Source organism: Planococcus sp. VCh962, from assembly GCF_057748275.1.
The window spans coordinates 98,958-111,135 of sequence record NZ_JBYLHS010000005.1 but is presented as its reverse complement, the minus strand read 5'-3'; the positions used below and the strand labels follow the sequence as shown (position 1 = coordinate 111,135).

At 43.8% G+C, this 12,178-nt stretch carries 11 protein-coding genes; 10 read left to right on the top strand and 1 reads right to left on the bottom strand.

Features of this window, described 5'->3' with window-relative positions:
• Positions 1-95: 95 nt before the first annotated feature.
• Both AC3AQ9_RS14330 and hflX read left to right on the top strand, forming a co-directional pair.
• Entirely contained in the window at positions 96-818 is a 723-nt protein-coding gene (locus AC3AQ9_RS14330) for a VOC family protein (RefSeq protein WP_488308165.1), read from the top strand.
• A 210-nt stretch (positions 819-1,028) separates the two neighbouring features.
• On the top strand, positions 1,029-2,300 hold the full coding sequence (hflX, locus tag AC3AQ9_RS14325; protein ID WP_488308164.1) for a GTPase HflX: 1,272 nt from the start codon (positions 1,029-1,031) through the stop codon (positions 2,298-2,300).
• Between the two features lie 321 nt (positions 2,301-2,621).
• On the opposite strand, the gene AC3AQ9_RS14320 is transcribed toward hflX, so the two are convergent.
• Complete coding sequence (locus AC3AQ9_RS14320) at positions 2,622-4,343, bottom strand: ABC transporter ATP-binding protein (RefSeq protein ID WP_488308163.1); 1,722 nt, start codon at positions 4,341-4,343, stop codon at positions 2,622-2,624.
• Positions 4,344-4,608: 265 nt separating this feature from the next.
• Between AC3AQ9_RS14320 and AC3AQ9_RS14315 the strand changes: the two genes are divergently transcribed.
• The 8 genes from AC3AQ9_RS14315 (at position 4,609) to AC3AQ9_RS14280 (ending at position 11,731) form a co-directional block, all read left to right on the top strand.
• Positions 4,609-5,475, top strand: a complete 867-nt coding sequence (locus AC3AQ9_RS14315; RefSeq protein WP_488308162.1) for a DUF6612 family protein — start codon at positions 4,609-4,611, stop codon at positions 5,473-5,475.
• A 334-nt stretch (positions 5,476-5,809) separates the two neighbouring features.
• Positions 5,810-6,760, top strand: coding sequence for an ABC transporter permease (locus tag AC3AQ9_RS14310; RefSeq protein WP_488308161.1), 951 nt, complete (start codon positions 5,810-5,812; stop codon positions 6,758-6,760).
• A complete protein-coding gene (locus AC3AQ9_RS14305; RefSeq protein ID WP_488308160.1) occupies positions 6,753-7,700 on the top strand; it encodes an iron chelate uptake ABC transporter family permease subunit in 948 nt (315 codons plus the stop codon). The genes AC3AQ9_RS14310 and AC3AQ9_RS14305 overlap by 8 nt, the downstream gene beginning before the upstream one ends.
• Positions 7,697-8,458, top strand: coding sequence for an iron ABC transporter ATP-binding protein (locus tag AC3AQ9_RS14300; RefSeq protein ID WP_300991247.1), 762 nt, complete (start codon positions 7,697-7,699; stop codon positions 8,456-8,458). The genes AC3AQ9_RS14305 and AC3AQ9_RS14300 overlap by 4 nt, the downstream gene beginning before the upstream one ends.
• Before the next feature lie 20 nt (positions 8,459-8,478).
• Entirely contained in the window at positions 8,479-9,432 is a 954-nt protein-coding gene (locus tag AC3AQ9_RS14295; protein WP_488308159.1) for a siderophore ABC transporter substrate-binding protein, read from the top strand.
• An 88-nt stretch (positions 9,433-9,520) separates the two neighbouring features.
• A complete protein-coding gene (locus AC3AQ9_RS14290; protein WP_488308158.1) occupies positions 9,521-9,829 on the top strand; it encodes an antibiotic biosynthesis monooxygenase family protein in 309 nt (102 codons plus the stop codon).
• A 153-nt stretch (positions 9,830-9,982) separates the two neighbouring features.
• Entirely contained in the window at positions 9,983-11,050 is a 1,068-nt protein-coding gene (locus AC3AQ9_RS14285) for an ABC transporter permease (protein WP_488308157.1), read from the top strand.
• Positions 11,051-11,053: 3 nt separating this feature from the next.
• Entirely contained in the window at positions 11,054-11,731 is a 678-nt protein-coding gene (locus AC3AQ9_RS14280; RefSeq protein ID WP_488308156.1) for an ABC transporter ATP-binding protein, read from the top strand.
• Positions 11,732-12,178 lie beyond the last annotated feature (447 nt).

Sequence of the window (12,178 nt, the reverse complement as noted above, 5' to 3'; positions counted from 1 at the left end):
GTGGCGAACGGTATAAAGAGAAGCTATTAATGGAACTTAGTTTTCGCTAAGCCATTGAAGCGGGTTGAATTCACCAAAAGAAAAAGAGGTGCTGTATGTTTTTGGATCATGTAGTTCATTTTATAAGCGAGTCGCCGCAAACGGCGGTGGAATATTGGAAGAAACAGGGGATGCACGCGGCTATAGGTGGCCGGCATTTGAATTGGGGTACGCATAACGCTCTTTTCTATACGAAAGACTGCTATATTGAATGGTTGGCGGTAGAGAAGCCGGAAGTGGCAGAAGCAGCCCAGCATCCGCTAACGGAACTGCTGCTCCATGATAAAACGGGATTCGGCACTATCTGCCTGCGGACAAACTCAATTGCTGAATTAAATAGCCGGTTAAATCGCGAGGGATTTGAAACTTCAGGAGTTCTGGATGCTGAACGGAGAACCGAGACGGGTGAGCTGATCCAGTGGAAGATGCTTTTCATTAAAGAGCAGGTGGCGGATCAATTGCCTTATCCTTTTTTCATTGAATGGCAGGAAAGCGATGAGCAGCGGTATGAATCTCTGCGAAAAAGAGGAGCCATTGTGCCGGCTAATGAAGAATTGGCAATTGAACAGCTTGTCTTTGGCGTGAAAGATCAAAAGGCAGCAGAAAGCAAATGGCGCAAAATTTTAGGAGGACCGCTGGAACTGCCCAATTGTCGGATTGAATTCAGGCGCACAGAGAAAAAGAAAGAGCGCCTGGAAGAAGTCGGCTTTTTTCAAGGACAGAAACGAATATCTTTTGAAAGTGGTGTTTATCGCATATCTGAACACGGGAATGTATAATAATATAAAGGCAACTAAACTGAGCGAAGATTTGCAAAAGGAGAGTGCCATGCTCTTCTTTTTTGTCTTATTGAAGGAGAATATTCCACTTGCGATAAAGGAAACTTCATTCAGCGGCGATCTTCATTCCCGCTGAGTGTTAATTGAGCCGATCGTTACTACGGTCAGTAGATCTTCTGCTTATCGAAGCGGGATAAAGGAGGAAAATGAATGGACATCTTAGTGGAAAAAGCAATTTTGGTGGGCGTTCAATTGCAGAAAGATCTTCATTTTGAGTATGAACTGGAAGAACTGCGCAATTTGGCGGAAGCCTGCAATGTTGAAGTGGTCGGCGAAGTGTATCAAAATTTGGAGCGCATCAATCCTTCTCATTACGTCGGCAAAGGAAAAGTCGATGAAATCAAAGTGTTTTATGAAGAAGCGGATGCAAATTTGGTTATCTTTAACGATGAATTATCACCGTCTCAAATACGGAATCTCGAAGAAGACTTGGAATGTAAAGTGATCGACCGCACTATGTTGATTTTGGATATATTCTCACGCCGCGCCAAAACGCGTGAAGCGCAAGTCCAAGTGGAGCTGGCGCAGCTTCAATATATGCTGCCGCGCCTCGTTGGATTGCGTGCCTCTCTTGGCCGCCAAGGCGGAAGCAGCGGCGGCGGCTATGCAAACCGTGGTGCCGGTGAAACAAAACTGGAACTCGATCGCCGGAAAATTGAAGAGCAAATCTCAAAACTCCATAAAGAGCTGGAGCAGATCCGAGCTCAGCACACGACACAGCGGAAGCAGCGGTCGAAAACAGGCACACCGGTCGTATCACTTGTAGGTTATACGAATGCGGGGAAATCTACAATCATGAATGGATTACTGACGAAGTCTGGACAGCAAGAAGAAAAGCAAGTATTCGAAAAAGATATGTTGTTTGCTACGCTGGATACATCAGTTCGCCAAATCCGTCTGGAAGACAATAAAAACTTCTTGCTGACAGATACGGTCGGTTTTGTCAGCAAGCTTCCGCATCACCTGGTGCAGGCATTCCGCTCCACACTGGAAGAAGCGCGAAATGCTGACTTGCTGTTGCATGTAGTGGATGTTTCGAATGAAGAGTACCGGTACATGATGGATGTTACCAACTCGACATTGCAGGATGTTGGGGTAGAAGGCATCCCAACCATCTTTGTTTACAATAAAGCGGATTTAGCTGGAATCCCGTATCCTAAAATCAACAGAGGAGAATTATGGATTTCGGCTAAAAGTGGAGAAGGGCTCGATGAATTATTAGAGATGGTCAAGCAGTATATCTTTGCTGACTATGTTACCTGCCGGATGATCATTCCTTTTGAACGCGGAGATGTCGTCGCTTATTTAAACGATTCTGCTACCATTCTGGAAACAGAATACGAAGAAGACGGCACTTTGATGAAATTAGAACTGGATCGCGCTGATTACGATCGCTTTGAACAATATGTGATTGGAAGATAAGGAAAGAGAGCTTGTCCGCCCGTTTTAGATGGGTGGGCAAGCTCTCTTTTTGTTTTATGAGCGACTTGGTGGTGTTTACGAGCAACTTCGGATGCAATACGAGCAACTCGACTACAGATACGAGCAACTGGCCTTTTAGGGTTAATAAAGTATAAAAACTCCGGCGCTTTTATTGGTTATGCCCAAGTTCAAGGAGGTTATGCCCGACTTTCATTCGTTTATGCCCAAGTCAGTGATGGTTATGCCCAACTTCAGGCAAGATATGCCCAACTCACTCCAAAACAAAAGCTGGCCCAGAAAATACGGGCCGGCTGTCATCTATCAAGACTGTTGAAATTGGATGCGGTGCAAATTAGCGAAAATGCCGTCATGTTCAAGAAGTTCCGCATAGCCGCCTTGTTCAGCGATGCCGTCTTCAGTAACCACAATCACCCGGTCCGCGTCACGAATAGTCGCGAGTCGGTGAGCAATGATAAGTGTCGTCCGGTTTTCGGCCAGCTCGCCTAATGCTTCTTGGATGACGCGCTCTGTTTCGGTATCGAGTGCTGATGTTGCTTCATCCAGAATAAGAATTGGCGGATTTTTCAAGAACATGCGGGCGATGGCCAAGCGCTGTTTTTGCCCGCCGGATAATTTCAATCCGCGTTCCCCGATTTGCGTCTCATAGCCATCAGGAAGCTTGCTGATGAAATCCTCCAAATGGGCTTTTTTCGCAGCTGCCAAGATTTCTTCATTGCTGGCACCGCGTTTGCCGTAAGCGATATTTTCGCGGATCGTGCCGGTAAATAAGAATACGTCCTGCTGCACGATGCCGATATGCGAACGCAGAGAATGCTTCGTCATATCACGGATATCGATGCCATCAATGGTGATCGATCCTTCTTGGATATCATAAAAGCGGGGAATCAAAGAGCAGATCGTCGTTTTCCCGGCACCGGATGGACCGACAAAAGCAACAGTTTCTCCTGCTTTTAATTTCAAATCAATGCCGTTCAAAACTTTTTTATGATCATCATAACCGAAATGGACATCATCAAATGTGATGTCGCCTTTCAAGCTGCTGATTTCCACAGCATCATCGCGGTCCAAAATATCCGGCTCCTGTTCGATCAGTTCGCGGAAACGGCCAAACCCAGCCATCCCCTTCGGATACAATTCAAGCAAGGCACTGATTTTATCAATTGGTTTGATCAAGACATTCAAGAACAACACAAAACTGACGAGTTCCCCGTAAGACAGTTCGCCTTGGAAATTCAACCAAGCGCCGTACACAAGAACGATCAGTGTCAGCAAGCGAGTCATCATGTAAATGCTGGAATGCGTCGCAGCCATGACTTTATAGGCAACCAGCTTCGCTGTCCGGAAGCGGCCATTGTCTTTTTTGAAGCGGTTGATTTCGAACTCTTCGTTCGTAAACGACTGGACAACGCGTGCGCCGGAGACGCTGTCTTCGACACGTCCGTTAACATCGGCAATTTTGCCGTACATGCTGCCCCAGGCCTGGTTCATCTTAACGTTACAGAATGTGATAAGCCAGACAAGAAACGGAATGACGATCAGCGTAACAAGCGCCAGTTTCGGATTGATCCAGAACATGATGCCGAAAGCTCCGAAAAACGTCATGATGGCAATGAAAAAGTCTTCCGGTCCGTGGTGGGCAAGTTCGCCGATATCGAAAAGGTCATTGGTGATACGGCTCATGACATGGCCGGTTTTTACATTGTCAAAAAAGCGGAACGATTGCCGCTGAACATGCGTGAATAATTCTTCACGCATATCGGTCTCGATATTGATGCCGAGTTTGTGGCCCAAGTAACTGACGATGTATTGAAGGAACGTGCTTAATAAAAACACGGCAAGCAGCAGTACGCTGACGGTCACAATCGTATTCCATTCACCGCTTGGCAGCAGTTCATCAATGAACCACTGGACGGCGACAGGGAAGGCCAGTTCCAAAATGGCGACGATGACGGCACTGGAGAAATCGATGATGAAAAGCCGCTTATGCGGTTTGTAGTACTTGAAAAATTGTCTTAATTTCACTGGAAGTCACCTCAAGAAGTTTTTTCACGCTTTGCCTTCAGCAGGAACTTCGCGAAGGGTAAAAGCCGGATTGGATCAACTAACAATAAGGGAGAGAGAACCTCACTTATCGAAATTATTCTTTGTCATATGAAAAAGTATAATGGAAAGAATGAAAATAAACGAATTTAAATTTCTAAAAGCGAAATATCTTTTGAAAAGGCTGCAATTAATTGAAACTTCTTCCAATATAAGCCGTACTATATGGAAAGACAAATTTGGAAGGGTGAGAAGTTTGAGAAAATGGATGATGATGGTTGGTGTTGGCGCATTAACGATGGGGTTAGCTGCTTGTGGAGAGGCGGCGGAACCGGCAGCGGGCAGTGAAGATAAAAAAGAGGCGGATAGTGAACTAACCTTGCAAGAAGTATTCACTAAGTCGAGTGAAGCATCTGAACAAATTAAAAGCCTTCATGCAGATTTGGTTACCAACCAGTTGATGAGCATAGAATCAGTCGGTATGGAAATGGAAATGGTGATGGATATTGCAATGGATATGACAATAGAGCCAATTGCTTTTTATCAGACAGCCGAAACTACGATGGTCTCAGAAGAAATGGGAAACCAGGAACCGATGACTATGGAAATGTATGTGACAGAAGAAGGCATGTATATGAATGACCCGGCCATGGGTTCATGGATCAAAATGCCGGAAGAGAGCATTCCGGATCTGCAGGCCATGATGGATCAGCAGACAGCAGATCCGTCCCAGCAGCTGGAAGATCTGAAAGCATTCCAGGATGATTTTACATTTGAACAAACAGAAGATGAATACATTTTAAAATTGGATGCAGCAGGGGAAGAATTCCAAGCTTTGATTCACAAGCAAATGGAACAAGTAGTGGGACAAATGGAACTGGAAGCGCAGACGGTTTTAGAGGAAATGAAAATCAACGCGGTGGCGTACGAAATTTTTATTGATAAAGAAACCTTCCTGCCAAATAATATGAATGTCGATATGGACATAGACATGAATATTGAAGGGGACACAATGAGCATTAAATCGGATGTAGAAGCTGCTTACAGCAAATACAATGAAATTGAAGCCATCACCGTACCGGAAGAAGTACTTGAACAAGCACAAGAAATGTAGTTTTAGTTGAGAAAAGCACATACTGCGGTATGTGCTTTTTTATGTGTGTTCCGCTTCGCTCGAGACGGACGCTTTTCGCAGGGGTGACCCCAAACTTCTTCACTCGCTTGGCACAAAAATAACAGAAAACACCGGCCCAAACAATCCCGCATTCTCTTTTAAATATGTCAAAGTTATTAACAATTCTTTTTATTCTCAGCTAGTTGAAAATAATTCTCATTTATTCATTGACTCTTCTCATCAAAATGCTATACTAAAACTTGTGAGTTAAGTGATAATCATTATCACTGTTTGATTAATCAATAGTTTTATTGAACACGAATGAGGGACAGTAATGAAAAAAAGATATTTAATACCAGCACTGATCATACTGTCAGTTATTTCGCTGTTTGTCGGAGTAAGCAGTATCAGTATCACCGATCTGCTTGACTATCAATCGGAAGAAACACAAATTTTCTTAATCAGCCGTCTGCCAAGGCTGGTTGCGATTCTGCTGGCAGGTGCTGGAATGAGTATGGCAGGACTCATTATGCAACAGTTGAGCCGCAACAAATTTGTGTCTCCTACGACGGCAGGTACATTAGATGCTACACGGCTTGGGATTCTCGTATCGATGTTATTGTTTGCCAATGCATCGATGCTCGAGAAAATGACGGTAGCTTTCGCTTTTGCGCTTGCCGGAACGTTCCTTTTTATGCAAATTCTTGACCGCATCAAATTCAAGGATGCTATATTCATTCCTTTAGTCGGTTTGATGTTCGGAAATATCCTATCTTCAATCACTACCTTTTTCGCTTACCGGGCAGACGTTATTCAAAACATGTCTGCTTGGCTGCAAGGTGACTTTTCGATGGTGATGAAAGGGAGTTATGAACTTCTTTACATCAGTGTCCCGGTGTTTATCATCGCGTACATTTATGCCAACCGTTTTACGGTTGCCGGGATGGGCGAGGATTTCTCCAAAAACCTGGGATTGAAATATCGGAGCATCGTCAATATCGGCTTGGTGCTTGTCGCTTTGATTACAGCGACGGTTGTTTTGACAGTAGGCGTTATACCGTTTTTAGGGCTGATCATTCCGAATATCGTTTCGATTTTCAAAGGTGACCACCTGCAAAAAACTTTGCCGCACACAGCTATGCTTGGAGCAATTTTCTTGCTGATGTGCGATATCTTAGGAAGAGTTTTAATTTACCCGTATGAAATTTCCATCAGCTTAATGGTCGGTGTCATCGGAAGCTTTATTTTCCTCTTCTTGTTGTTTAGGAGGAAAGCATATGCGTGATCTACATAAGATGCTCATATTGGCGGCCTTAGCTTTGACTGCTTGTGGGTTATATCTATTCCAGGATCTGAACGGTAGTTTCGATTACGCATTGCCGAGGCGCGGAGTAAAAGTGTTCGCCATGGTCCTGACGGGTGTCGCGATTGCGTATGCCACGGTGGTTTTCCAGACCATCACCCATAACCGCATTTTGACCCCGAGCATCATGGGACTGGATTCGCTTTACATGCTGCTTCAGACATTGCTGATTTTCTTCCTTGGTTCAGACCACATCACCATTCTGAATAAACAAGTGAATTTCATGCTATCGATTGCCGTTATGGTTATCTTCGCATTGTTGTTTTACCGGCTGCTCTTTAAAGGGGACAAGCCAATCTACTTCTTATTGCTGATCGGCATCATTTGCGGCACATTTTTCTCAAGCATCTCCACATTCCTTCAAGTGCTGATCGATCCGAATGAATTCCAGGTTGTGCAGGACCGGATGTTTGCCAGCTTTAATAATGTGAACTCCGATCTTGTCTGGACGTCGCTTGCAATTGTGGCAATTCTGATTGCATTTGCCTGGAGGCATAACGGGTCGATGGACGTCTTATCGCTTGGCCGTGATACAGCGGTCAACTTAGGCGTCAACTATGATTCGCTTGTCAGGGGGATGCTGGTGCTTGCTGCAGTCCTTATTGCGATTGCAACAGCGCTGGTCGGACCGATAACATTTTTCGGTTTGATTGTCGCCAACTTATCTTATCAATTCTTTAAGTCATATAAACATTCGGTTCTTATTCTCGGTGCTGCTGTCATTAGTATAATTGCGTTAGTTGGTGGACAGTGGGTAGTGGAACGGGTTTTCACGTTCAATGCTACCTTGAGCGTCATCATCAACTTTATCGGTGGAGTTTACTTCATCTACCTACTATTAAAGGAGAGTCGATCTAAATGATCCAAGTACGTGAATTGACAAAGCTGTACGGCAAGAAACAAGTTGTGGAAAATGTCTCCGTTGATATTCAGCGCGGCCAGATTACCTCTTTCATCGGGCCGAACGGAGCAGGGAAATCCACGCTTCTTTCCATGGTCAGCCGTTTGTTGGATGCGGATACAGGCGAGGTGCTTATTGACAAGACCAATACGAAAAAGTTGAAGTCCAATGAGTTCTCGAAACGTGTATCCATCCTGAAGCAATCCAACTACATGAATGTACGCTTAACAATTCGCGAACTGGTGTCATTTGGCCGTTTCCCTTATTCAAAAGGGCGCCTTAATGATGAAGACGAGAAAATGGTCGATCAAGCGATTGGCTACATGGATTTAAAAGAGCTTGAAGATTCTTATCTGGACGAATTGTCCGGAGGGCAGCGCCAACGCGCGTTTATCGCCATGGTTATTGCCCAGGATACGGATTATGTCTTGCTGGACGAACCATTGAATAATTTGGATATGAAACACTCGGTCCAAATTATGAAAATCCTTCGCCGGTTAGTGGACGAACTTGGCAAAACCGTCGTCATCGTCCTTCATGATATCAACTTTGCATCGGTTTATTCCGATCGCATTGTGGCCTTGAAAAATGGCCGCGTTGTCAAAGACGGAACGACAGAAGAAATTATTCAAAGCGATGCATTAAAAGAAATCTACGATATGGATATTCCGATTCAGCAAATGAACAATTGTCGAATTTGCGTTTATTTCAATTCATAATAAAAGGAGCTCAAAATAATATGAAAAAATGGTTATTAGTAGCATTCACATTGATGATGGTTGCTTTTCTAGCGGCTTGTGGTTCAAAAGAAGAGGCAACTGAAGCGGATACAGCAAGTGCAGAAGAAAAAGAAACAATGACTGTCACTCATGAACTTGGCGAAACAACTTTTGATAAAAATCCTAAAAAAGTAGTAGTATTCGACTTTGGTGTTCTTGATTCAATCGACAAATTAGGCGTTGATTCTGTTGTAGGCGTTCCACAAGAATCATTGCCAGCTTACCTTGATAAATATGGCGACACAGAAAAATACGAAAATGTAGGAACGTTGAAAGAAGCGGACTTCGAAGCGATCAATGCATTGAAACCGGATTTGATCATCATTTCTGCTCGTCAAGCTGATATGTACGAAGAGTATGCGGCTATCGCCCCAACTATCCACATGGCAGTTGACACAACTGATTACATGGGGTCTTTCAAAAGCAATATGACGACTCTTGGAGAAATCTTCGGTAAAGAAGATCAAATGAAAGAAGAATTAGCTGCAATCGATAAACAGATTGAAGACGTAAAAGCAACAGTTGGTGGATCTGATGAAAAAGCTTTAATCGTATTAGCGAACGAAGGTAAAGTAAGCGCATATGGAGCTGCTTCACGTTTCGGCCTCATCCATGATGTATTCGGTGTCAAACAAGCTGATGAAGGAATCGAAGCTTCGACGCACGGGCAAAGCATCTCTTTTGAATACATCCTGGAAACTAATCCGGATATGATGTTCGTAGTTGACCGCAATGCAGCAGTGGGCGGAGACGCAAGTGCTAAAGATTCTCTTGAAAATGAATTGGTGCAAAAAACAAACGCATATAAAAATGACAAAATGATTTACTTGGATCCGGATTACTGGTACCTGTCAGGTGGCGGATTGCAATCTGTAAGCCAAATGGTAACGGATGTCCAAACTGCATTTGAATAAGACAGCAGTTGTTCATTAATTTCCACTCCCGCTTTTTATAAAGCGGGAGTTTTAATTAGCAGCTAAACAACAGTGGAGGAGCGAAAACATGTTTGTACAGATGAAACGAATTGTAGTAAAAGAAGGATTTTCAGATTTAGTGTTAAACCGTTTTTCGGGTGAAGGGAAATTGGAAAAACAGCCGGGTTATATTGACCGTACCGTGATGAAGAAAAATGTACGCCGCGGAGATGAAGAAGTGATCGTCTATGTGCGCTGGGAGTCGGAAAGTGATTGGAAGAACTGGGAGAAGCATCCCGACCATATCGCAGGCCACAAAGCGAATCTCGGCAAACCGAAGCCTGAACATATCATTGAAACTTCCCAAAGCACTTACCACGTCCATGCAGTAAGATAATGAAAGGCGAACCGTCACTGGTTCGCCTTTTATTTTTGGGGTTCCAGGGATAAAATAAAATGCTGTGGGTATATAAATGATGTATAGGTTTTGTATAAGTTATTTGGTAAGATAAAAGCAAAGGCTGCATATTAAAAATCAGGAAGTGATCAGATGTTTTTAGCATGGAATGAAATACAAAAAAACAAACTGCGTTTTGTTTTAATCATCGGCGTGTTAATGCTTGTAGCGTATCTGGTGTTCTTTTTATCCGGTCTGGCCAATGGATTAGCCAGCTTGAACCGCGAAGCGGTAGATAAATGGGAAGCGACTGCCGTGGTGCTGACCGAGGAATCGGATAAGAGCCTTGTATCGTCTTCAATGAGCATTGAGGATGCGGGGCAGATGGCAGTGGACGAAATAGCCGTTTTGGGCCAGATCAACGCCATTGCCAGCAATGAAAATCAGAAAGCCAATGTCTCCATTTTCGGCATCAAAGAAGATGAATTCATCATGCCGGAAGTGGTGGAAGGTGAAGCATTTGCTGGCGGCAATGAAGTTATTGCAAGCGATGCTTTAAAAGAAGATGGTTTTAAATTGGGGGACGAGTTGAAATTATCTTCAACTGAAGAAACCTTAAAAATCGTCGGATTTACCGAGGATGCCCGGTTTAATGCCGCGCCGGTCCTTTACGGAGACTTGCCGACTTTTCAGCGGGTGAAATTCGGCGAAGCAGCTGAAGTGAACGAAGACCAGATCAATGGTGTAGTCGTACGCACAGACGATATCACGGCTATCACAAATGATGAAGAGCTGGATGCGATTGAAGTGGAGACTTTTATCGAAAGCTTGCCGGGCTATACCGAGCAAAGTTTGACCTTAAACTTCATGATTTATTTCCTGTTCGTCATTTCATCCGTCATTGTGGCGATTTTCCTTTACGTCTTAACGGTCCAAAAAATAAGCATGTTCGGTGTCATGAAAGCGCAAGGGGTTCCGAGTGGGTATTTGGCGCGTTCCGTCATCGCGCAGACTTTCATTCTGGCGGCCATCGGCGTAGCCATAGGTTTTGTGCTGACGCTTGCAACAGGAATCTTCCTGCCGAGTGCTGTGCCAGTTGCATTTGATATTCCAACCATGCTGATCTACGGTGCAGTTTTGATTGCAGTAGCGATAGCAGGAGCTGTCTTCTCGGTATGGACCATTGTAAAAATAGATCCGTTAAAAGCGATTGGAGGGTAAACGATGGCGGTATTGGAATTAACTCAAGTGAAGAAAACATTTGGCAGCGGCCATAAAAAAGTGGAAGCTTTAAAGCCGACCGATTTCCATGCAGAAAAAGGCGAAATGATTGCTGTCATTGGGCCGTCCGGTTCAGGGAAAAGTACGTTTCTGACGATTGCGGGCGGCTTGCTGTCGCCGACTAGCGGTGAGATTATTATCAATAACGAAAACATCACTTCGCTAAATGAAAAAGAACGTTCGAAAATCCGCTTAAAAGAAATTGGGTTTATTCTGCAGGCATCGAATTTAGTGCCTTTCCTGACAGTTGAAAAGCAAATGAAATTATTGGATAAAGTGAAAAAAGGCAATATGAATAAGGGTGAGATGGAGCAGCTTTATAAAGATTTGGGAATGGGTGACCTCCGGAATAAGTATCCTTCAGATTTGTCAGGAGGCGAGCGGCAGCGCGTGGCGATTGCCAAGGCGCTTTACAGCAATCCATCCATTGTTTTAGCGGATGAACCGACCGCGTCGCTCGATTCCGACCGCGCTTATGAAGTGATGCAATTACTGAAAGATGAAACGAAAAATAAAAACACTACGACCATTGTGGTGACACATGATACCCGCTTGATCGAGTATTGCGACAAAGTGTATAAAATGGTTGATGGCGTATTGGGGCTGCAGGCTGCTCAGTAGCAATCTTGGTGGAATACGACCAGTAGTAGCTGAAATACGACCAGTTAAGTTAGGAATACGACCGGTAGCAATAAAAATACGACCAGTAAACTGAAAAATACGATTCTGCGGCAAAAATGGGTTCAAATTATGCCTGTTTCGCCTTGAAAATAAGTTGAGGCAAGCTAATGGGCGTTTCAATCTTCTTCACTTAAAAAACCACCATCATTGGTGGTTTTTTTGTTGGGTTGATTACAGAAGAACATTCCGAATTTCCAAATTAAGGATTTACTTCCTTTCCGAACGAAAATACTATCTGTCCGACGTGAAATACTTTCTTTTCCCCTACATTTATTTCCCTTTCAACATGAAATACTTTCCTAAGCTTTGCGCACTCTGCTGGATGCCTTGTTTTGCTGACTTAAATAAAGTGTTTTTGAATCAATGGAAAATTTAGACTATAATAGA